Source organism: Streptomyces longisporoflavus, assembly GCF_014649775.1.
In the GTDB taxonomy this organism is placed as follows: domain Bacteria; phylum Actinomycetota; class Actinomycetes; order Streptomycetales; family Streptomycetaceae; genus Streptomyces; species Streptomyces longisporoflavus.
In genome coordinates this window covers 312,207-332,951 of record NZ_BMTR01000010.1, presented here as the reverse complement: position 1 = coordinate 332,951, position 20,745 = coordinate 312,207, and the positions used below count along the sequence as shown (strand labels likewise).

General features: G+C 70.4%; 18 protein-coding genes and 1 pseudogene. 9 read left to right on the top strand and 10 right to left on the bottom strand.

Going from position 1 to position 20,745, the window contains the following annotated elements; genetic code table 11:
• Window positions 1-37: 37 nt before the first annotated feature.
• A complete protein-coding gene (locus IE226_RS22375; RefSeq protein ID WP_190083086.1) occupies window positions 38-889 on the bottom strand; it encodes an ABC transporter permease in 852 nt (283 codons plus the stop codon).
• A complete protein-coding gene (locus IE226_RS22370) occupies window positions 886-1,935 on the bottom strand; it encodes an ATP-binding cassette domain-containing protein (RefSeq protein WP_190083085.1) in 1,050 nt (349 codons plus the stop codon). Before IE226_RS22370 ends, IE226_RS22375 begins: the two co-directional genes overlap by 4 nt.
• A gap of 152 nt (window positions 1,936-2,087) precedes the next feature.
• Between IE226_RS22370 and IE226_RS22365 the strand changes: the two genes are divergently transcribed.
• Together IE226_RS22365 and IE226_RS45095 are read left to right on the top strand one after the other, a co-directional pair.
• A complete protein-coding gene (locus IE226_RS22365) occupies window positions 2,088-2,639 on the top strand; it encodes an SH3 domain-containing protein (RefSeq protein WP_190083084.1) in 552 nt (183 codons plus the stop codon).
• A gap of 38 nt (window positions 2,640-2,677) precedes the next feature.
• Window positions 2,678-3,082: a hypothetical protein gene (locus IE226_RS45095; RefSeq protein ID WP_308429516.1), complete on the top strand. Its 405-nt coding sequence runs from the start codon at window positions 2,678-2,680 to the stop codon at window positions 3,080-3,082.
• A 118-nt stretch (window positions 3,083-3,200) separates the two neighbouring features.
• On the opposite strand, the gene snpA is transcribed toward IE226_RS45095, so the two are convergent.
• Entirely contained in the window at window positions 3,201-3,866 is a 666-nt protein-coding gene (gene snpA / locus IE226_RS22355; protein ID WP_190083083.1) for a snapalysin, read from the bottom strand.
• Window positions 3,867-4,086: 220 nt separating this feature from the next.
• On the opposite strand from snpA, the gene IE226_RS22350 reads away from it, so the two are divergent.
• Window positions 4,087-5,028: a LysR family transcriptional regulator gene (locus tag IE226_RS22350; protein WP_190083082.1), complete on the top strand. Its 942-nt coding sequence runs from the start codon at window positions 4,087-4,089 to the stop codon at window positions 5,026-5,028.
• Window positions 5,029-5,161: 133 nt separating this feature from the next.
• Here the strand turns inward: IE226_RS22350 and IE226_RS22345 are convergent, their stop codons facing one another.
• Window positions 5,162-7,252, bottom strand: a complete 2,091-nt coding sequence (locus IE226_RS22345; protein ID WP_190083081.1) for a PhoX family protein — start codon at window positions 7,250-7,252, stop codon at window positions 5,162-5,164.
• 355 nt (window positions 7,253-7,607) lie between these two features.
• Here IE226_RS22345 and IE226_RS22340 point away from each other — a divergent pair, with 355 nt between their 5' ends.
• From IE226_RS22340 to IE226_RS22330, 3 genes are all read left to right on the top strand, one after another.
• Window positions 7,608-9,377: a VWA domain-containing protein gene (locus tag IE226_RS22340; protein ID WP_308429515.1), complete on the top strand. Its 1,770-nt coding sequence runs from the start codon at window positions 7,608-7,610 to the stop codon at window positions 9,375-9,377.
• An 80-nt stretch (window positions 9,378-9,457) separates the two neighbouring features.
• Window positions 9,458-11,092 (top strand): methionine--tRNA ligase, encoded by a 1,635-nt coding sequence (gene metG, locus IE226_RS22335; RefSeq protein ID WP_190083079.1) that lies wholly within the window; start codon window positions 9,458-9,460, stop codon window positions 11,090-11,092.
• 207 nt (window positions 11,093-11,299) lie between these two features.
• Complete coding sequence (locus tag IE226_RS22330) at window positions 11,300-11,488, top strand: hypothetical protein (protein ID WP_190083078.1); 189 nt, start codon at window positions 11,300-11,302, stop codon at window positions 11,486-11,488.
• Between the two features lies 1 nt (window position 11,489).
• Here IE226_RS22330 and IE226_RS22325 read toward each other — a convergent pair whose 3' ends face one another.
• The gene (locus IE226_RS22325; protein WP_229871421.1) at window positions 11,490-12,191 is read right to left on the bottom strand and encodes a TetR/AcrR family transcriptional regulator; all 702 of its coding nucleotides are present in this window, start codon (window positions 12,189-12,191) and stop codon (window positions 11,490-11,492) included.
• 113 nt (window positions 12,192-12,304) lie between these two features.
• Here IE226_RS22325 and IE226_RS22320 point away from each other — a divergent pair, with 113 nt between their 5' ends.
• Window positions 12,305-13,219: an NAD(P)-dependent oxidoreductase gene (locus IE226_RS22320; protein ID WP_190083077.1), complete on the top strand. Its 915-nt coding sequence runs from the start codon at window positions 12,305-12,307 to the stop codon at window positions 13,217-13,219.
• 786 nt (window positions 13,220-14,005) lie between these two features.
• On the opposite strand, the gene IE226_RS22315 is transcribed toward IE226_RS22320, so the two are convergent.
• Window positions 14,006-14,197 carry a DUF397 domain-containing protein gene (locus tag IE226_RS22315; protein WP_190083076.1) on the bottom strand — a complete coding sequence of 64 codons (192 nt, stop codon included), beginning with the start codon at window positions 14,195-14,197 and terminating at the stop codon, window positions 14,006-14,008.
• Between the two features lie 3 nt (window positions 14,198-14,200).
• Window positions 14,201-14,320, bottom strand: a pseudogene (locus IE226_RS44185) (transcriptional regulator); the annotation flags it as partial.
• Window positions 14,321-14,394: 74 nt separating this feature from the next.
• Between IE226_RS44185 and IE226_RS22310 the strand changes: the two are divergent.
• Window positions 14,395-14,532, top strand: coding sequence for a hypothetical protein (locus IE226_RS22310; protein WP_190083075.1), 138 nt, complete (start codon window positions 14,395-14,397; stop codon window positions 14,530-14,532).
• A gap of 58 nt (window positions 14,533-14,590) precedes the next feature.
• On the opposite strand, the gene aspS is transcribed toward IE226_RS22310, so the two are convergent.
• On the bottom strand, window positions 14,591-16,372 hold the full coding sequence (gene aspS / locus IE226_RS22305; RefSeq protein ID WP_190083074.1) for an aspartate--tRNA ligase: 1,782 nt from the start codon (window positions 16,370-16,372) through the stop codon (window positions 14,591-14,593).
• A 187-nt stretch (window positions 16,373-16,559) separates the two neighbouring features.
• On the opposite strand from aspS, the gene IE226_RS22300 reads away from it, so the two are divergent.
• Window positions 16,560-18,809, top strand: coding sequence for a SpoIIE family protein phosphatase (locus IE226_RS22300; protein WP_190083073.1), 2,250 nt, complete (start codon window positions 16,560-16,562; stop codon window positions 18,807-18,809).
• Here the strand turns inward: IE226_RS22300 and IE226_RS22295 are convergent.
• On the bottom strand, window positions 18,695-19,828 hold the full coding sequence (locus IE226_RS22295) for an AI-2E family transporter (protein WP_190083072.1): 1,134 nt from the start codon (window positions 19,826-19,828) through the stop codon (window positions 18,695-18,697). The two genes, IE226_RS22300 and IE226_RS22295, sit on opposite strands and share 115 nt — an antisense overlap.
• A gap of 74 nt (window positions 19,829-19,902) precedes the next feature.
• A complete protein-coding gene (locus IE226_RS22290) occupies window positions 19,903-20,742 on the bottom strand; it encodes a pirin family protein (protein WP_268251290.1) in 840 nt (279 codons plus the stop codon).
• Between the last annotated feature and the right edge of the window lie 3 nt (window positions 20,743-20,745).

The following is a 20,745-nucleotide window of genomic DNA, read 5'->3' as shown; positions in this document are numbered from 1 at the left end:
GCGCGACCGGGGTACGTACAGATGGGGCAAGAAGCTCCTACTTGCGGTTGTACAGGCGCATCGTCACCGGGCCGAACACCGCCACGAGCAGCACCACCCAGCCGAGCGCCCACACGAGGGACGAGCCGGGGCCCGTGCCCGCCATCAGTTCGCGGACGGCCGACGCGAGATGCGTGATGGGGTTGTTGTTGACGAAGGCCTGGAGCCAGCCCGGCATCGTCTCCGGCTTCACGAAGATGTCGCTGAGGAACGTCAGCGGGAAGATCACCATCATGCTGACCCCCATCACGGACTTCTCGGTGCGCAGCAGCAGACCGAACATCGTCCACACCCAGGAGAAGGCGAAGGAGAAGACCAGCAGGAGCAGTACGCCGCCCAGTACGCCGAGGACGCCGCCGTCCGGGCGGAAGCCCAGGATGATGCCGACCGTCAGCATGACCACGGACGCGATCGCGTAGCGCAGGGCGTCGCCCAGGAGGTAGCCGACCATCACCGACGGGCGCCAGATCGGCAGCGTGCGGAAACGGTCGAAGACACCCTTCTCGATGTCGGTGTTGACCGAGACGCCCGTGTACATCGTGATCATGACGACGGACATCACGAGGATGCCGGGCAGCAGGTACTGGATGTACTCGCCCGGCGATCCGGCGAGCGCGCCCCCGAAGAGGTACGTGTACATCAGCACCATCATGATCGGGAACGCCGTCACGTCGAAGAGCTGCTCCGGCACGTGCTTGATCTTGAGCATGGCCCGCCAGCCGAACGTCAGGGACGCGGCGAGCGCGCTGGGGCGCGGGGGCCGGTCACCGGCGATGAGCAGTTCGGCGAGGGACTCGGTGCTGACGGGCGCCAGGTCCCGGTCCTCGGTGGGGGTGGTCGCGGTGCTCATGCCTGCGCCTCTTCCTTCTCGGCGGCGTGCGCTGTCCCGGCGGCGTGCGCCGTGTCCTTCGCGTCATGGGTGGGGGCGCCCGTGAGGGCCAGGAACACCTCGTCCAGGCTGGGCTGGCCCAGGGAGAAGTTGTCGACGGTGATTCCCGCGCGGGCCAGTTCGGCCAGGGCGCGCGCGGCCTTCTCGGCGGCGCCCTTGTCGTCGCGCTCGCCGCTGTCGCCGCCTTCGCCGTTGCCTACGCGGGCGGTGAGGGCGACCGGATCGGCTTCGGTCTTGACCTCCGCGTCGAGCGCGACGCGCAGCACCTGCGCGGCGTCCGCCCGCTGCCCCGCGTCCCGGAGCCGTACGTGCACCGAGCCGGCGCCGACCGATGCCTTCAGCTCGCCCTTGGTGCCCTCGGCGATGACCCTGCCGTCGTCGATGACGGCGATGCGGGACGCGAGGTGGTCGGCCTCGTCCAGATACTGCGTGGTCAGCAGGACGGTCGTGCCGTGCGCGACGACCGCGCGGACGATGTCCCAGACCTGGTTGCGGCTGCGCGGGTCGAGGCCGGTCGTCGGTTCGTCGAGAAAGAGCAGTTCAGGGGTGTTGAGGATGGATGCGGCGATGTCGATGCGGCGGCGCATGCCGCCGGAGTAGTTCTTCACCTGGCGGGCGGCGGCGTCGCTCAGGCCGAAGGCGTCGAGGAGCTGTGCCGCCCGGCCGTACGCCGCCTTCTTGCCGTGGCCGGTGAGGCGGGCGAGGAGCACCAGGTTCTCGGTGCCCGTCAGGTCCTCGTCGACCGAGGCGTACTGCCCGGTCAGGCTGACCCTGCTGCGTACGGCGTCGGCCTCGCGCACGACGTCGTGGCCGAAGACGTGGGCCTCGCCGCCGTCCGGGCGCAGCAGGGTGGCGAGCATCTTCACGGTGGTGGTCTTGCCCGCGCCGTTCGGCCCGAGCAGGCCGTAGACCGTGCCGGCCGGGATGGTGAGGTCCACGCCGTCGACGGCGCGGTTCGCCCCGAAGGTCTTCACCAGGCCCGCGGTCTCGATGGCCACGCTGTTCATGTCGTACGCCCTCTCCACGTCAGTGGTCCGTTACGAGGGCAGACCGTCCCCGGGGCGCAAACTCATCGTCCGGTGGAGCGTTCGCCCGAACGGGTGTTTGCTGGATGTGAGGAGGAGGGGTGGAGGGGGATGGGGGAAAGAGGAGGTCGATCATGCGGACCACTCCGGCCCGGACCAAGACACGGGCCGCCCTGGGAAGTCTCGCCACCGCGCTCCTGACCGCGGGCGCCCTGTCCCTCGGAGGCACCGCCCCGGCGTCAGCCGCGGCGCCACCCACGTATCCCGCGCAGCCCGCGCAGCCCGCGCAGCCCGCGCAGCCCGCGCAGCCCGCGCAGCCCGCGCAGCCCGCGCAGCCCGCGCAGCCCGCGCAGCCCGCGCAGCCCGCGCACAACGATCAAGAGGTCATCTGGGGGACGATCGTCGCTCCCCACGACCTGAAGATCCGGGACGCGCCCTCCACCGGCGCCCCGATCGTCGCGAAGCTCCCCGCGGAGAGCCAGGACCGCGTGGAGTGCCGGACGCGGGGTTCGAGCGTCTGGGGCGATACGACCTGGTACTGGCTGGGCGGAGTGCGGGGCTGGGCAAGCGCCGCGTACGTGGATGTCGGCGGGCAGCACGTGCCGGGTTGCGCGTCGTCGGACCCGTGCCAGGAGTACAAGCCGTGCTGGGACACCTGCCAGGGCGGCCACAACCGCCACCACTGAACTGAAGTCCGGGGGCGAAAGTGTCTGGAGGAACCGTCATGGCTCATGTGGCACCCACCTCATCAGCAGCGATACCGCACGTGTTCGGCGGCTCCGCCGTCACGAGGATCGGGACGGCCGCCGTGCTCCTCGGCCTCGTCTACGGCTACTGGGCCGCGGCGATCTCGCGCGACGCGGGTCCCATCACCGGCGGCAACGTCCTGCACGGCATCGTCTGCGCGGTCGTCGTCGCCGCGGTCTTCATGGGCCTGCGCATGATCGCGCCCGGTCTGCCGCGCGAGCTGCGGGCGGCTGCCTGGGCGGCCTTCGCCGGAATCGCGTTCGGTTATCTGTACAGCCTGACCGACGCGACCGTCCTGCGGTCCGTGGGCATGGCGCTCGCGGTGGCGGCCGGGGTGTTCGCGGTGATGTTCTACCGGTACTACACGCACGAGAAGTCGTAGCCGTAGCCGTAGCCGCGTGCGGCACTGTGCCCATCAGCGCCGAGCGAGCGCGCTGATGGGCACAGTAACTACTGATGACTGATGACTGATGGCGAAGGGCCGGAGCCCGAGCCGGAGATCAGCCGACCTTCTCCATTCTGTCCAGCTTGTCCAGCGCCTTCGCGAGTCCGTTGGCCCACAGCTGGTCCACCTTGGCCCGCTCGTTCGCGTCCGGCTGCGAGTTGGTGCACGAGGTGCCGGGGCCGCCGCCCGACATCAGCTCGCTGCACGGCCCCTCGTAGTGGTCGGGAAGGCCGAGTACGTGGCCCGTCTCGTGCGCCGTCACACGTGTCGAGTCGTACTGCTCGTTCTGCGCGTAGTCCAGGAAGATGTACCCGCTGCCGTGGCCGTCCGTGCTCGCGTACGAGCCACGCGGGTCGTTGCCCTCGCGGTACTCGAAGTTCGCACCGCTGCTGCCCGCCTGGAGCTTCACGTTGGAGACGGCGCTGTTCCAGATGGAGGTACTGCTGGCTATCTGCTGCGCGAAGGTCGGGGCACCGGAGGCGTCGTACACCACCGTGACCTGCTTCGTGCCGGGGTTGGCGGCGCGCTTCTCGGCGACCGACTTCAGGACGGCGTCGAAGAACGCCTTGTTGGCCGCGGCCTCCTCGCCGGACCCCGCGTAGTTGGCGTACGTGGCGGTGGTGGACGGCGCGGTGGGGGTCGCGGCCGTCGCGGTGGTCGTGCCGAGGCCGGCGGCGGCGAGGCCGAGGACGGCTGCGGCGGACAGGTAACGCTTGCTCATGTGGGGGGCTCCCTACTCGTTCCGTGAAAGGTGAACGGTTCGGTACCGGGAGTGTCGGGGAGCCCGGGGCGTCCGGGGATGATGGCAAGTGGCGATAGCGCGGGGCTATCACCCTCCGCCCGCCAACCTTCCGCGCTCTTCGCCGCATGCCCAACTCAGGTGGTTCACGTGGGGTTTGTGAGTCTGGTGCGGCGCCCGTCGCCGCTCTACGCTCACAGCCATGGAGCTCGAGGTGAGACACCTCCGCGCGCTGTGCGCCATCGCCGACACCGGCAGTCTGCACAAGGCGGCACGTCAACTCGGCATGAGCCAGCCCTCGTTGACGACCCAGCTGCGCCGCATCGAGCAGGAGATCGGCGGCCAGCTCTTCGCCCGCGAGCGCACCGGCTGCCGCCCGACACCGCTCGGCCGCATCACCCTCAGCCGCGCCCGCCCCCTGGTCAGCGAGATGCGGGCGCTGATCAGCGAGACCAAGGCAGCCGCCGCCCACGCCGCCGAGGGCCCGCAGCTGCGCATCGGCTCCACGGCGAGCCGTGCCATACCGGGCTGGCTGCGCCGGCTGCGCGTGCGGCTGCCCGCCACCACCGAGACCTCGCTCCAGATGGACGTCTCCGCGAACGCGCTGCTCCGCATGGTCGCGGGCGGGCAGCTCGACGTGGCGTTCGTGCACGAGGTGGAGGGGAGTCCGCTGCGGATGCCGGAAGGGCTGCGGCGGCGGGTCCTGGTCGAGCGTGAGCCGCAGTTCGTCTTCCTCGCCGCCGATCACCCGGCGGCGGCGCAGCCCGTCGTCCGTCTCACCGACCTCGCCGCCGACCGGTGGATGGTGGACCCGACCGTGGACGGCGAGTGGGACGGCCTGCTCCGGGTGCTCCGCGAGGCCGGGCTCAGCCCGCGCGTGCTGCACGGCGACTACCTCACCGCGGCGTCCCTGGTCGCCACCGGCGAGGTCGTCACGGTCTGCCAGCCCACCTCGCACGCCCGCCCCGACATGGTGGTCCGTCCGCTGCACGGCGATCCGCTCGGCGTACGGCTGCTGGTGGCGGCCCGTACGGAAGGCGAGCTCGACGCGGTCTACGGGGATCTGGAGGCCTCGTACTGGGAGGCGGCACGGCAGTCACCCGCGTACCGGGCGTGGCTCGCGGGCCGGACGGCGGCGGCCTGATCCCGGCGCCGCGCACAGTACCGCCGCGAGCGGTGCGACTGGCCTCACGGAAGCGGCGGTACGACGACGACGGGGCACCCGACGACGACGGGGCACCCCCCGCGAAGAGGGGCGCCCCGCCTGTGTCCCGCCCTCAGACGCCGATGTCGCGGCCGTCCTTGCGCCAGACGGACACGACCGACGGCCGGACGATCTTGCCGGGGCCGTCGGGCCACGCGCTCGCCGGCTTCTCGACCGACGCGCCGTCGATCTCGCCGGGGTGCTGCACGGAGACGAGCACGCGGTTGTCCTGGATGATCGGGCCGCAGGTCTCCGCGCCGTTCGGCATGGTCAGGAACTGCTTGAGCTCGCCGCGCCGCTCACCCCTGGTGGCGACACCGAACAGGCCGTCGTGCGAACCGAGTTGGTTGCCGTCCGTCGAGAGCCACAGGTTGCCGTGCGGGTCGAAGGCGACGTTGTCGGGGCATGAGATCGGGCTGACCTTGTCCTTCGGGAAGCCCGCGAAGTACGTGGCCGGGTCCTCGGGGTCGCCCGCGACGAGGAAGAGCGACCAGGCGAAGGACGTCGACTCGGCCCGGCCCAGGCGCTCGGTCAGCTCAAGGACCTGGCCGTGCTTGTTGAGGTTGCGCGGGTTGGCCTCGTCGGCTCCGGCCTTGCCCGCCTTGCCGCGGTCGGAGTTGTTCGTGAGCGCGACATAGACCTTGCCGGTGTGCGGCGACGGCTCGACGTCCTCGGGGCGGTCCATCTTCGTGGCGCCGACCTTGTCACCGGCCTGGCGCGTGAAGACGTACACCTCCTCGGCGGTCATGCCCTCGACGTGCGAGACGGCGTGACCCTTGGGGCCCGCGGTGGCGAGCGGGATCCAGACGCCGCTGCCGTCGAACTCACCGTCGGCGGGCAGCTTGCCGGTGCCGTCGATGTCGGCCGCCGGGGAGTCGCCGGTCAGCTTGGCGACGTACAGCGTGCCCTCGTCGAGCAGCGTGAGGTTGTGCTCGTGCGCGGCCCGCGACTTCCCCTTGGCGACGCGCTTGCTGCTGACGAACTTGTAGAAGTAGTCGAACTTCTCGTCGTCGCCCATGTAGACCACGGGGCGGCCGTCGCGCGTGAGGCGCGGCTGCGCGGCCTCGTGCTTGAAGCGGCCGAGCGCGGTGCGCTTGCGCGGGGTCGAGTCGGGGTCGTACGGATCGAGTTCGACGACCCAGCCGAAGCGGTTGGCCTCGTTGGGCTCCTTGGCGAGGTCGAAGCGGTCGTCGAACCGCTCCCACTTGCGCTCGGAGGCGGCGCCGATGACGCCGTAGCGCTTGAGGCGGGCGGCGGCGGTGGGCTCGGTGACCTTCTCCGCGTTGGCGAAGTACTGGTTGAAGTTCTCCTCGCCGTGCAGGGTCGTGCCCCACGGGGTGGTGCCGCCGGCGCAGTTGTTGAGCGTGCCCAGGACCTTGGTGCCGCGCGGGTCGGCCTTCGTGCGGACGTACTCGCTGCCCGCGGCGGGTCCGGTGAGCCGGAACTCGCTGGTGGCGGTGAGGCGGCGGTTGAGCTGGTGGCGGCTGACGGCGGTCAGCTTGCCGCTCCTGCGCTCCTCCTCGACGACCACGACAGAGAGGCCGTGGGCGGCCCAGGCGATCTCGACCTGCTCGCGGGTCGGCTTCTCGGCGTCGTACCCCTTGAACATCAGGATCTCGTCGGTGTACTCGTGGTTGGCCACGAGGACCTGGCGCCCGCGCTCACGGGGCAGCGGCAGAAGGCTCAGGAAGTCGTTGTTGTAGCCGAACTGTCCTGCCTGCGCCTTCGCGGTCTGCTTGGCCGGGTCGAAGGCGGGGGCGCCGCGGAGGATGGGCTCGCCCCAGCGGATGACGACGTTCTGGGCGTAGCCGTCCGGGACGGTGACGGTGTCGGCGGTGTTGGGCGCGACGGGCGTGAAGCGGAGCCCGCGCGCCCCCTTTTTGCTCTTGTGCGACGCCGATTTCTGCGGCGCGGCGGCGGCCTCCGGGGCGGCCGGGCCCGCGACGACGGCGCTGCCCGCGGCGGTCGCCACGGTCACGACCGCGGCGGCCCGCATCATCGAGCGGCGGCTGAGCGCGCCCGCTATGACGTCGCCGACGTACTCGTTGTCGCTGGTGTTGGGCACCTCGTGGAAGCAGGCATCACCACAACGGAACCGGCAGGTCAGAGCGGAACGGTTGCCGCTCCCCTGGTGCGAGGTGATGATCGGCAGCAGCTTGCGCACGGTTCCTCCGTTGTGTGGCGTTGCACGGCCTGGCTCGGGCGTGGCTTGATTCCGCCGTGACGCTAGGCGCGGAGGTCGGCAGGGCGACGGCCTGAGAATGAACGGCAGGTGAACCGAGGGCGCACAACGGGCAGTTGGCGTGCGGGGGATGTGCGGGTGCGCGGCGAGGGTGACGGTTGGGCGACCCTCACCAAGATCGCCTATTGCGGCGGCTAACCTTACGTGTCCGCCCTGGCCAGGGGTTATCGGGAATCAACTCACGCGAAGGGGTGCACCCATGGGCATTCTGAGTGTCCTGCGGAACGCGTTCGGACGGTCGTCACGCAAGGGGGGCCAGGCTTCGGAGCCTGAGGCGGTGGCCCCGGAGACGGCGGAGGCCTCGGGGCCCCCGGAGAACGGGGAGACCCCGGAGGCCGCCGCTACCGCCTCCCCCTCTGCCTCCGGCTCCCCCTCCTCCTCCGGCTCCGCGAAGGTGCCGGGGCCGTCGTCCGAGCGGGTGCCTCCGGTGGCTGAGTCCAAGCCGGTTGTGCCGGGGCCGGCGTCCGAGCCCTCGCCTTCGGCGGTGGACGATCTTGTCGCCGCGGCGTTCGACCGCGACCGCGTCACGGTCCCGTCCCCTTCCCCCGAACCGGACCTCTCCTCCCCGGAACGCTCCCCGGAGCCCGCGGCCCCGAAGCCGGAAGCTGAGCCGGAGGCTGCGACCCCGAAGCCCGAGCCCGCCACCCCGGAGTCGGAACCTGAGCCGGAGGCCGCCGCCCCGAAGCCCGAGCCCAAGCCCGCCACCCCCGACCCGGAGCCTGAGCCGGAGGCTGCCACCCCCGACCCGGCTACTGCCGACGCCGCTGACACGGAACCGTCAGTTGTGCCCACCCTCCCCCACTCTCAACTCCGTTCGAGCGGGGGGACCCCCATCGCCCAGCGGGACGAATCCCCACAACAACACACCCCCACAGAGCCCGCCCCGGCAACCGAACCCGAAGCCGAAGCCGAGAAGCCCACCGCCACCACGTCCTCGCCCGGGCCCGCACAGGACGCCCCCACCCCCGCCGAGGAGCCCGCCGCCGCCACCACCTCGCCCGAGGACGCTCAGGACGAGCCGCCCGCCGCTGTGGGCAGTCGTCCCGCTGGGCGGGACGGGTGGGCACAGCCCTCGACGCCGGGCGCCGATGAAGCAGCGCAAGCATCCGCGCCCCCGGCGGAGCCGGAAACGCCGGGCGCCGATCAAGAAGCAGAAGCACCCACCGCCCCGGCCGAGCCAGAAACGCCGGGCGCCGATCAAGAAGCAGAAGCACCCACCGCCCCGGCCGAGCCAGAAACGCCCCGCGCCGATCAAGAAGCAGACGCACCCACCGCCCCGGCCGAGCCGGAAACGCCGGGCGCCGATCAAGAAGCAGAAGCACCCACCGCACCGGCCAAGCCGGAAACCCCCCGCGCCGGAGACGCACAAGGCGCCCCCGCCAGCAAAAAGCCTGCAATCTCCCCCACCAAGCTGAAGAACCGCGCCCCCGGCCTCGTCACGGCGTACAAGGCCGCAGGCGCAGCCCTGCAGAAGAAGGGCCTCACCGGCGTCCGCGCCCCCGTGTACCTCGTGCTCGACCGCTCCGGGTCCATGCGCTCGTACTACAAGGACGGCTCCGCCCAGAGCCTGGGCGAGCAGGTCCTGGCCCTGGCCGCCCACACGGACCCCGAGGCCACCGTCCACGTCGTCTTCTTCTCCACCGACATCGACGGCACCGGCACCCTCACGCTCCCCCGCCACGAGGGCCGTGTCGACGAGCTGCACTCGGAGGCGGGCCGGATGGGCCGCACCAGCTACCACGTAGCGATCGAAGAGGTCGTGTCCCACTACGAGAAGTCGGAGCACAAGGGCAGCCCCGCCCTCGTCGTGTTCCAGACGGACGGCGCCCCGGACGCGAAGGGCCCCGCCAACCAGGCCCTCGCGGACGCGGCCGAGCACCCCCTCTTCTTCCAGTTCGTCGCGTTCGGCGAGCACGACGCGAAGGGCTTCGACTACCTCCGCAAGCTGAAGGCGGAGAACGCCGCGTTCTTCCACGCGGGCCCCACCCCCCGCGAGCTCACGGACGCGGAACTGTACGAGGGCCTGCTGTCGGCCTGGCGCCCGTAACCCCGAGGGGTGGGCCCTTCGGGGTCCACCCCCTGGAATCGAGGTGAATCGCCCGCTCCGGGGCCGTTAGGATTTCGACCATGGCGGCCACTGGATCCGAGAAGCAGGGGACGAGCGAAGGCGCAAAGGCGTTTTACGTGTCGACCCCCATTTACTACGTCAACGACGCTCCTCACCTGGGCCACGCCTACACGACCGTTGCAGGGGACGTGCTCACGCGCTGGCACCGTCAGCGCGGCGAGAAGGTGTGGTACCTCACCGGCACGGACGAGCACGGTCAGAAGATCATGCGCACTGCCGAGGCGAACGACGTCACGCCCCAGGAGTGGTGCGACAAGCTCGTGGACGAGGCCTGGCGGCCTCTCTGGGAGCACCTGAACATCGCGAACGACGACTTCATCCGTACGACGGAGAAGCGCCACACGGACCGCGTGCAGGAGTTCGTCCAGGATCTCTACGAGAAGGGCGAGATCTACAAGGGCGGCTACGAGGGCCCGTACTGCGTGGGCTGCGAGGAGTACAAGCTCCCCGGAGACCTGATCGACGGCGAGGCCGGGAGCGAGTTCGAGGGGCAGAAGCTCTGTCCCATCCACAAGAAGCCGGTGGAGCTCCTCAAGGAGGAGAACTACTTCTTCAAGCTGAGCGAGTACGGGCCCAAGCTCCTCGCCCACTACGAGGCGAACCCCGGCTTCATCCAGCCCGAGTCGGCGCGCAACGAAGTCGTGAACTTCGTCAAGCAGGGCCTTCAGGACCTGTCGATCTCCCGCTCGACGTTCGACTGGGGCGTCAAGGTCCCGTGGGACGACAAGCACGTGATCTACGTCTGGGTCGACGCCCTCCTCAATTACGCCACGGCTGTCGGTTATGGAGCGGACGAGGAGAAGTTCAAGACAACTTTCCCCGCCGACGTCCATCTGGTCGGCAAGGACATCCTCCGCTTCCACGCGGTGATCTGGCCCGCGATGCTGATGGCGCAGGGTCTGCCGCTGCCGGGCCGGGTCGCGGCGAACGGCTGGCTGATGGTCGGCGGCGAGAAGATGTCGAAGTCGAACCTGACGGGCATCAAGCCGCAGGACCTCACCTCTCACTTCGGTGTCGACGCGTACCGCTGGTACTTCCTGCGTGCCATCGCCTTCGGCCAGGACGGCTCGTTCTCGTGGGAGGACTTCGCCGCCCGCTACACGAGCGAGCTGGCGAACGACTACGGAAACCTCGCGTCGCGCGTGGCCGCCATGGTCGGCAAGTACTTCGGCGGCGCGCTGCCCGAGGCGACTGCGGTGGGCGAGGCCGAGCGGGCCGTCCAGGAGGGCCTGGCCAAGGCGGTCGAGACGGCCGATCTGAAGATCGGCGAGGAGCTGGACTTCCAGGCCGGCATCCTGGCGGTCTTCGCCTTCGTCAAGCAGGTCAACGGCTACATCACGGAGCAGGAGCCGTGGAAGGTGGCCAAGGACGAGTCCCCGGAGGGCAAGGCCCGCCTGGCGACGATCCTCTACACGGCGGCGGAATCGCTGCGCGCGGTGGCGGTCCTCCTCAACTCCGTCATGCCGGAGACCTCGCAGAAGCTGTGGGACTCGCTCGGCGCCGAGGCCGCGCTCGGCGCGCTGGCCGAGCAGCGGGTGCAGGACGCGGGCACGTGGGGTCAGCTGCCGGTCGGTGCGACCGTGACGAAGGGTGCGGTGCTGTTCCCGCGCCTGGAGGAGCCGAAGCAGTCGTAAACGGCCGTAACCGGCCGTAAACGATGGTAAGCAGTCTTCAACGGTCAGGCCGACCGAGCCGAACTGCTCTGAAAGGGCTCGCGATTGACCTCGCGGGCCCTTTCTTCTTGCCCAACTTGGCTGATTCATGCGGGTCAAATAGCGATACCGATCACATTCGACCAAAACTCACGCCGTCTTCACAGCTTCGTACGTACGCTTCACTGTATGACCACGACTCCCGACACCCCCGACCGGCCGCGCCCAGCGGCCGAGGTGAACGAGGAGATACGCGCGCTCTGGCTGCGTACCGGCGGATATCTCCGCCCCGAGCAACACCTCGAGTACGAGAAGCTCGTCGCGGAGTGGGCAGAGGCCACGTCCGCATCGGCGTCGGAACACTCGCCGGCCCTCTGAACTACCGCCCGGCAGCCGCCGTTCCGGCGTCGCGTGCCCCTTCGTTCCCGTACGTCCCGATGAGCCGCGCCATCTGACGCCCCACCATCCGCAGCGGTTCCTCGGTGCGGTTGACCTGGGCGGTCACCTCCGCGCCCTCAAGGGCGCTGATCACGGTGGTCGCCAGCTCGCGCGCGTCCGCCGCGTCGAAGCCGGCGCCGAGCAGCTTCTCCTCCACCAGACGCTCCCAGCCCCCCAGCGCGGCGGCGCACGCCCGCTGGATCTCCGACTCCGTGCCCAGCGTCTCCAGGGCCGCGGCGGTGACGGGGCAGCCGTCGATCCAGCCGGACTCCCGCAGGCCCGTGGCGAGTTCGGCCGTGCAGGCCTCGATCGCGGCGCCGGGGTCCTCGACGCTGCTCAGCGCCTCGCGCAGCAGGACCGCAAACTCCTCGCCGCTATAGGCGATCGCGGCCACCGCGACGGCTTCCTTCCCGCCGGGGAAGAAGTGGTAAACGGAGCCGAGGGTGGCCTGCGCGTCCTTCGCGATCTGCTTGATGCCGGTACCGACGTACCCCTGACGCTGCAACAGCCGCGCCGCGGCGACGACGATGCGATCGCGGGTGCCGGTCGTCGCGCCCCCGCCCGTCGTCGCGCCTGTGCCCGTGTTCGCGCCCGTGTCTGCGCCGGGGCCGGGGGTCGGGGTCGTCTGAGCCATCTGAGCCATGCAGGCAGCATACCCGGTGACTAATTAGAGCGTTCGTTCCAGCGGCGTGCTATGTTCTCCCCACGCTCTAGATAGAGCGTTCGTTCTAGCGCTGCCACCCAAGGAGAACACCCATGCCTGCCCCCTCCGCCACCCCCACTCCCGTCACCCCCGGCACCCCCGTCACCCTCATCGGCCTGGGCCCCATGGGCCACGCGATGGCGACGGCCCTGCTCGCCAGAGGCCACCGGGTCACCCTCTGGAACCGCACCGCGTCCCGCGCGGACGACCTGGTGGCGCGCGGCGCGATCCTCGCCGCCACCCCCGAGGAGGCTGTCGCCGCCAATGAGCTGGTGATCCTGAGCCTCACGGACTACACCGCGATGTACGACGTCCTCGAACCGGCGGCAGCGGCCCTTTCCGGCCGGGTGATCGTCAACCTGAGCTCGGACACCCCGAAGAAGGCCCGCGAGGCCGCGGCCTGGGCCGCCGGGCACGGAGCCGCCCATCTCACGGGCGGCGTACTCGTCCCGCCATCCGGCATCGGCAAGCCCGGCTCGTCGACGTTCTACAGCGGCCCGCGCGAGGCGTACGACAAGCACCGCGCGACCCTTGAGGTGCTGACGGCCGAGTCGGACTACCGGGGTGAGGACGCGGGCCTCGCGGCGCTGATGTACCAGCTCAACATGGTCATCTTCTGGACGAGCATCTCCAGCTACTGGTACGCGATCGCCCTCGCCGACGCCAACGGCCTCTCGGCGACGGACATCCTCCCGTACGCCTCACAGAACATGACCGGCATGCCGGAGTTCCTGTCCTTCTACGCGGCCCGCATCGACGCGGGCAACCACGAGGGCGACGTGGACCGCCTGGCCATGGGCCTGGCCAGCATGGAACACGTCGTGGAGACGCACACCGACGCCGGCGTCGACGCCGCACTGCCGTCCGCGGTGGCGGATCTGTTCCGCCGCGGCATGGAGGCGGGACACGCCAAGGACAGCTTCTCCAGCATCGTGGAGCTGCTGGGAAAGGAGGCCCCTGCGGCCTGACGGCGACCGGCGGCGGCGCGCTCGCTGGACATGACGGGCACCCGCAGATCCATGGGCGACCCGATCTGGCACCGGGGCCGCCCGGTCGTCCCGAGGTTGGCGGCTCCGGGCCAGGTGCGGACTGGCTCGTCGAGGGCGCCGTCACGGGTAGTGGCGCGCGGCTGCTCCGGGGGCAATTCCAAGGAGGCGCGTCGCACACCGCGCGCGCCCCCTTCTGCAGGAACACAACTTCGCCGCAGTAGGTGCCGCGCCGCACGCGTGAGTCGCAAGAAAATCCCACCGCTCCTGCCTCCCACGCGGCGTGTCGTGAGACTTTCCTGCAATCCTCTCTCCGACCCGCCCTTCGCGGCGCTCGGCCGCTCGTGGCGAGGCGCCTCCCGCCTCCATGGACTGCCGGTAGCGGCGCACACGCACCCTGCCCGTGACGGTCACCCCGGAAGATCCGGCCGGCAGCCGCTTGACGAGACCGGCGCCCCTCTCCGGAGCAGCCGCGCACCCCTCACCCGCTGACGGCGGCCACCCCCGACGAACCAGTCCGCAGCCGACACGACGACCGCCCCACCCCACGGCGCCTGGTCGAGAGTCCCGTCCCCGGGCCGTCCGGTCGTCTTCCCTCGCGCGGTGGAGGGACGGGAGTCAAGGGTGAAGCGCAGCGCAATCGGCGCAGCCGACGCGACGCAGGAGCGCCCTTTACACCCGGCCCGGAACCGCCAACCTCGGGACTACCGGGCGGCCCCGGTACCAACACCACCGCAGGCCCATCGAAGCCCCCGCCCGACCGGTGAGTTACGCCTGCGGGCGCAGTCCAGCGGCGTTGGCCTGCCGCAACAGGGCGGCGAGGTTGTCGCGGGTGAGGGCCAGTATTCGGGTGGGGTCATCGCTCTCGCGGAGCATCAACTCGGCGTTACTGACGGCTAGTTCCACGCAGTTACTGCCGTCGCTACCACTGGAGAATGACGACTTCTGCCACTGGATCACGTGTCACAGCTCCTTCGCCATGCGGTGGATGTAATCCCGGGAGCGCGCGGGGTCCAGGGAAACTCCCTCCACCTTACGAAAGAGCGTTCGCATGGACTGCAGCTGAGCTGCCGCGTCCATGAAGTACGGGGGGCGAGGCGTTGGCGGAGGATGTGCAGGACTCTTTCGAATGCGGACGAAACGTTCACGCCGCTTCGGTGAGCTCGCACCAGCTCCCGGACGACGCCCGCGAACGCATCACCACCTGCACCGACCTCGACACCCTCGCCCCCTGGCGCGATCGGGCCATCACGGTTACCGACGAGGAAGACCTGTTCGCCCCGGAGAAGGACTGATGACGCCGAGGGCCCGGAACCGAAAGGTTCCGGGCCCTCGACCTGCCAGCTCTTAGGGCTACTTCTCCTCGCCCTTGCCGGAGGCGACCGGCTTGCGGAGCTGGATGTTCAGCTCGCGCAGGCGGCTCTCCTCAAGCTCAGACGGCGCGCCCATCATCAGGTCCTGGGCGTTGCCGTTCAGCGGGAACGCGATCGTCTCGCGGATGTTCGGCTCGTCCGCGAGGAGCATGACGATGCGGTCGACGCCCGGCGCGATGCCGCCGTGCGGCGGGGCGCCGAGGCGGAAGGCGCGGAGCATGCCCGCGAACTCCCGCTCCACCGTCACGGCTTCGTAGCCCGCGATCGCGAAGGCCTTGAGCATGACCTCGGGCTCGTGGTTGCGGATGGCGCCGGAGGACAGCTCGATGCCGTTGCAGACGATGTCGTACTGCCAGGCGAGGATGTCGAGCGGGTCCTTCTCCTCCAGGTCCTTCATGCCGCCCTGCGGCATCGAGAAGGGGTTGTGGGAGAAGTCGATCTTGCCGGTCTCCTCGTCCTTCTCGTACATCGGGAAGTCGACGATCCAGCAGAAGCGGAAGACGCCTTCTTCGAAGTGCCCGGCGCGCTTCGCGGCCTCTACCCGCACCGCGCTCATGATCTTCGAGACCTCGTCGAACTCGCCCGCCCCGAAGAAGACCGCGTGGCCCGCCTCCAGACCCAGACGCTTCGTGAGCTCCTCGACGTTCGCCTCCGTCAGGAACTTCGCGATCGGGCCGGTCAGCGAGCCGTCCTCGGCCACACGCACCCAGGCAAGGCCCTTCGCGCCCTGCTCGACCGCGTAGTCACCGAGGCCGTCGAAGAACTTGCGGGACTGCGACGCCGTGTCCGGCACCGGCAGGGCACGCACGTGCTTGCCCGCGAACGCCTTGAACTCCGACCCCTCGAACACGTCGGTGATGTCGACGAGCTCCAGCTTCGCTCGCAGGTCGGGCTTGTCGTTGCCGTACTTCAGCATCGACTCGCGGAACGGGATGCGGGGGAACGGGGACGTGACCTCGCGGCCGCCGCCGTACTCCGTGAAGATCTCCGTCATCAGCTTCTCGATGGGCTGGAAGACGTCTTCCTGCTCCACGAAGCTCATCTCGACGTCGAGCTGGTAGAACTCGCCCGGCGAGCGGTCCGCGCGCGCGTCCTCGTCGCGGAAGCACGGCGCGATCTGGAAGTAGCGGTCGAAGCCCGAGATCATGAGCAGCTGCTTGAACTGCTGCGGGGCCTGCGGCAGGGCGTAGAACTTGCCCGGGTTCAGGCGGGACGGCACGACGAAGTCGCGGGCGCCCTCGGGGGACGTCGCGGCGAGGATCGGCGTCGCCATCTCGTTGAAGCCGAGGGCCACCATCTTCGAGCGGATCGAGGCGATGACCGAGGACCGCAGCATGATGTTGCGGTGCATGCGCTCGCGGCGCAGGTCCAGGAAGCGGTACTCAAGGCGTCGCTCTTCGTTCACGCCGTCGTCCGCGTTGATCGTGAACGGGATCTGCTGGGCGGTGCCGAGCACCTCGACCTCGGCGGCCTCGATCTCGATCTCGCCGGTGGGAAGCTCGGGGTTCACGTTCTCCGCGCCGCGCGAGACGACCTTGCCGTCGATGCGGACGACCGTCTCCTTGGAGAGCTTGTCGAGCGTCTCGGCGGCGGACGTGCCGGGGCGGGCCACCAGCTGCGTGATCCCGTAGTGGTCGCGCAGATCGATGAAGAGGATGCCGCCCAGGTCTCGGCGATTGTGCAGCCAGCCGCTCAGCCGGACGTCGGAGCCGACGTCAGAGGCGCGGAGCTCGCCGCAGGTGTGGGACCTGTACCGATGCATCTTCGTTCATCCAGTCTTCGCGTATAGGGGAGAGAGCAGACAGGCCCCAAGGCTACCGTCCGGGCGAAGATCGCTTTCCGGATTACTCCCCGCTCACCCTCTGCCCGCACTCCGCCGCACCTCCCGCACCGATGCCCGCCGCCCCCGGCGGTGGCGACTTGTCCACCGATCTTCCTAAAGTGGGTCAATGCGCACCGACGATCCCCTGCAGCCGGCGGGGGACGATCCCCTGCCTCCCGTAAGGGACGTCCTCGCCGCCATCGCGACCGGCCTCTGGCGCTGGGACAACGCGGCCGGCACCGTCACGCTCGACGCCGAGGCGGCCCGGCTCCTCGGGCTTCCTCCGCGCGCCCAGGCCCTCACCGAGGCGGGCGTGCGCTCCCGCTTCCACCCCGTCGACTGGAACGAGATCGACGGCATCGTCCAGCTCGCCGTCGCCGAGGGCACCCTGGCCGAGGCCCGCCTGCGGATCATGAACGACCAGGGCCGGGTCATCCGCATCGTCCGCAGCCGCTCCAAGCCGATCGTGGACGAGGCCACCCAGTCGTACGAGCTCATCGGCACCCTGCAAGAGGTCACCGAGCCCCCGCCGGGCGCCGCCGCACGCACCCCGGTCACCGGTGACTGGCGGCGCTCCCGCGAGGCGTTCCTGCTCGACGCGGGGCGCGCGCTTGCCGAGGCGCGGTCGACCGAGGAGGTGCTGCGCGTCGCCAGCGGGCTCTCCATGCCGGGGTTCTCGCCGGACGGGCTCGGGGTCTTCGGCGTCGAGGGCGACCGGCTGAAGATCATCGGGCATTACGGCCACCAGCCCGGCGACGACGTGCCCTTCTCCGCGATGCCGCTCGACACGGACTACCCGGCCGCCGAGGTGGTGCGCACGGGCCGCGCGGTCTATCTCTCCTCGCCCGAGGAGTACCACCGCCGCTACCCCGCCACCTGGCCGCTGGCCCAGCCCTTCGACCGGCAGTCATGGGCATTCCTGCCGCTGACGGTCGCAGGCCGCACGATGGGCGCCTGGCTGGCCGCCTTCGCCTACCCCGTCTCGTTCACGCCGGACGAGCGCTCCGTCCTGACGACGGTCGCCCGGATGCTGGCCCAGGCCCTGTCGCGGGCCGGGGTCGCCGAGTCGGAGCGGGAGCTCACGGAGGGCCTGCAACGCTCGATGCTGCCGCTGCTCGGGCCGCGCATCCCGGGGATGAACGTGGCCGCGCGGTATGTGCCGACGGGCGGCGGACTCCAGGTGGGCGGCGACTGGTACGACATGATCCCGCTGCCGAGCGGCCGTATCGCCTTCGTCATCGGCGACGTCCAGGGCCACGACGTACGGGCCGCGGGCCTGATGGGGCAGCTGCGGATCGCCCTGCGCGCCTACGCCTCCGAGGGCCACCGCCCCGACGCCGTCCTCTCCCGCGCCACGCGCTTCCTGGCCGGGATCTCGGACGGCATCGCGATCGGGTCGGACGGCGACCACGGGGGCCACGTCTCCGACCCGCGCTTCGCGACCTGCCTCTACGTGGAGGCGGACCCGGCCACCGGCGTACTGGAGATCGCCCGCGCGGGTCACCCCGAGCCCGCGATACGGATGAGTGACGGAACGGTCCTGCTGCGCCCCACGGCGGGCGGCCTGCCGCTCGGCATCGACCCGGACGCGGACTACCCCACGACCCGCCTGGTCCTGGAGCCCGGCGAGACGATGCTGGTCTGCACCGACGGCCTCATCGAGACCGGCGGCCACGACCTGGACAGCGGCTGGAAGCGCATCCGCCAGATCCTGGAGGAGCACGGCGGCGACGGCGACGACGGCCTCGAAGAGCTCGCCGACACCCTCGTACAGGCCGTGCACGGGCCCTCGTCGCACTACACGACAGGCGCCCTCGTGGACCGCCGCGAGGACGACATAGCGGTCCTGCTCCTTCGCAGATCCGGCCACCCCGCACACCGCACGCCCGCCCGCCGCACCGTCCTCACGGTCGCGCAGGCCGAGCCGGAGCGCATCGCGGGGGCGCGGCGGCACGTGCGGGAGCTGCTGCACGACTGGGCGGTCGCGGATCAGGTCGATTCGGCGGTCCTGATGGTCTCCGAGATGATCACGAACGTACTCGTGCACACGGACGGCGACGCCCTTCTCGTCGCCGAGGTCACCGGGGAGCCGGGCGAGCGCAGGCTGCGGGCCGAGGTGTCGGACGGCAGCGACGACCTGCCGCACAAGCGCCATCCCGGCGAGCTGGCGTCGTCGGGACGCGGGCTCGTCCTGATGGAGCTGCTCGCCGACGAGTGGGGCGTGGAGCCGAGGGGCGAGGGCAAGAGCATCTGGTTCGCGCTCTACGAGGGTGCCGCGGGCGACGAGGGTGACGCGGGTGACGCGGGGCCTTCGGCGGACGCGCCCGACGAGGTGCCCGACCGGGGCGGGCCCGACCCGGCCAAGCCCTCCGGATAGCGCTCCCTGAGCTCCGAGAAGACCCCGAACACGGCGGCCGTCACCGGCACCGCGAGCAGCATGCCCAAGATCCCCGCCACGGACGCCCCTGCGGCGATCGCCAGCATGACGACCGCCGGATGCATCTGGACGGTCCGCGACTGGATCACGGGCTGGAGCACGTGCCCTTCGAGGACCTGCACCGCGAGGACCACGCCGAGCGCCCACAGGGCGATGACGAACCCGCGGTCGGCGAGCGCGACGAGGACGGCGACGGCACCGGAGATGAAGGCACCCAGATAGGGGATGTAGGCGCCGATGAACACGAGCGCGCCGAGCCCCCACGCCCCCGGCACCCGGAGGATCAGCAACCCGATGGTGATGCAGACGGCGTCGATCAGCGCGATGAACGTGGTCCCGCGCATGAAGCCCTCGACGGCCTCGAAGGCGCGCCGGCCCATGGCTTCGACGATGTCGGCGGTGCCGCGCGGGGCGAGCGCGCGCATGGAGCGCATGGCCCGGTCGGAGTCGCGCAGGAAGAAGAAGACGAGCAGCAGCGCGAGTACGGCCATGGCGGTCATCTCGCCGACGACGCTGAGCCCGCTGAGCACTCCGGACGCCGCGGAACCGCCGAACTTGCCGAGCAGCTCCTTGGCGTTGGACGCCATGTCGTCGAGGGAGGTCCCCGCCGCGCCGAAGTGATCGGACAGGTCGGTCGCGGCCTGCTTCAGGGAGGCGATGATCTGGTCGCCGGTGTCCATCAGGGCCCTGACCACGATGTACACCGCGCCGCCGACGACCGCGACGACGGCCGCGCAGGTGAGCCCCGCGGCCAGCGAGCGCTGCACCTTCATCTTCAGGAGCCAGCGGTAGACGGGCCCGAGGAGTGCCGTGCCGAGCAGGGCGAGCAGCACCGGCGTCGCGGCCGCCTTGAAGGTGACGAAGAGCCAGATCGCCACGGCGGCCACGCCCGCGACGAGCAGGAGGACCACGCACCAGGCGGCGGTACGGCGTGCGGGCTCGGGCAGAAGGGTGCTCACCCCTCCTACCCGAGCACGGGCCCATCGGCCCCGCACGTTATGTACGGCTGCATGTACGGCTGCCCGCAGGTGACTTACATGCCGTGCACGGCCGGGACCGTGCCGAGCAGGCCCTTCTGGAAGTCCTCGAACGCCTGCTGGAGCTCGGCCTGACTGTTCATCACGAACGGTCCGTAGTGCGCCATCGGCTCCCGGATGGGCTGCCCGCCGAGCAGGACGACCTCCAGGTCGGGGGTGTGCCCGTCCTGCTTCTCGTCCGCGCGCACGGTCAGCGACGAGCCCGCGCCGAAGACCGCCGTCTGGCCCATGTGCACCGGGCGGCGCTCGGTACCGACCGTGCCGCGCCCGGCGAGGACGTACGCGAGGCCGTTGAAGTCCTCGCGCCAGGGCAGCGTGACCTCGGCGCCGGGGCGCACCGTCGCGTGGATCATGGTGATCGGCGTGTGCGTGACGCCGGGTCCCTGGTGGCCGTCGAGCTCACCGGCGATGACGCGCAGGAGCGCGCCGCCGTCGGGGGAGGTGAGCAGCTGGACGTTTCCGCCGCGGATGTCCTGGTAGCGGGGGTCCATCATCTTGTCCCGCGCGGGCAGGTTCACCCACAGCTGGAGGCCGTGGAAGAGGCCGCCGGACTGGACGAGGGACTCCGGGGGCGCCTCGATGTGCAGGAGGCCGCTGCCGGCGGTCATCCACTGGGTGTCGCCGTTCTGGATGGTGCCGCCGCCGCCGTTCGAGTCCTGGTGCACGAAGGTCCCGTCGATCAGGTACGTGACCGTGCCTCCTTCTTCGTACGTCCACTTTAGTTGAACGTAGAACTTCTTGCCACCGGGAACGCGGAACGCCCGGAGGGAATTCCCTCCGGGCGTCCTGAGTGGCCCCTGATCCTGCGGCCGGCGGCTAGCCGTCTGCGCAGCAATGGC

What these genes read in the sequence shown, in the direction of transcription:
- IE226_RS22375 (WP_190083086.1), bottom strand. Translation starts at nt 889, where the DNA reads ATGAGCACCGCGACCACCCCCACCGAGGACCGGGACCTGGCGCCCGTC.
- IE226_RS22370 (WP_190083085.1), bottom strand. Translation starts at nt 1,935, where the DNA reads ATGAACAGCGTGGCCATCGAGACCGCGGGCCTGGTGAAGACCTTCGGG.
- IE226_RS22365 (WP_190083084.1), top strand. Translation starts at nt 2,088, where the DNA reads ATGCGGACCACTCCGGCCCGGACCAAGACACGGGCCGCCCTGGGAAGT.
- IE226_RS45095 (WP_308429516.1), top strand. Translation starts at nt 2,678, where the DNA reads ATGGCTCATGTGGCACCCACCTCATCAGCAGCGATACCGCACGTGTTC.
- snpA (WP_190083083.1), bottom strand. Translation starts at nt 3,866, where the DNA reads ATGAGCAAGCGTTACCTGTCCGCCGCAGCCGTCCTCGGCCTCGCCGCC.
- IE226_RS22350 (WP_190083082.1), top strand. Translation starts at nt 4,087, where the DNA reads ATGGAGCTCGAGGTGAGACACCTCCGCGCGCTGTGCGCCATCGCCGAC.
- metG (WP_190083079.1), top strand. Translation starts at nt 9,458, where the DNA reads ATGGCGGCCACTGGATCCGAGAAGCAGGGGACGAGCGAAGGCGCAAAG.
- IE226_RS22330 (WP_190083078.1), top strand. Translation starts at nt 11,300, where the DNA reads ATGACCACGACTCCCGACACCCCCGACCGGCCGCGCCCAGCGGCCGAG.
- IE226_RS22325 (WP_229871421.1), bottom strand. Translation starts at nt 12,191, where the DNA reads ATGGCTCAGATGGCTCAGACGACCCCGACCCCCGGCCCCGGCGCAGAC.
- IE226_RS22320 (WP_190083077.1), top strand. Translation starts at nt 12,305, where the DNA reads ATGCCTGCCCCCTCCGCCACCCCCACTCCCGTCACCCCCGGCACCCCC.
- aspS (WP_190083074.1), bottom strand. Translation starts at nt 16,372, where the DNA reads ATGCATCGGTACAGGTCCCACACCTGCGGCGAGCTCCGCGCCTCTGAC.
- IE226_RS22300 (WP_190083073.1), top strand. Translation starts at nt 16,560, where the DNA reads ATGCGCACCGACGATCCCCTGCAGCCGGCGGGGGACGATCCCCTGCCT.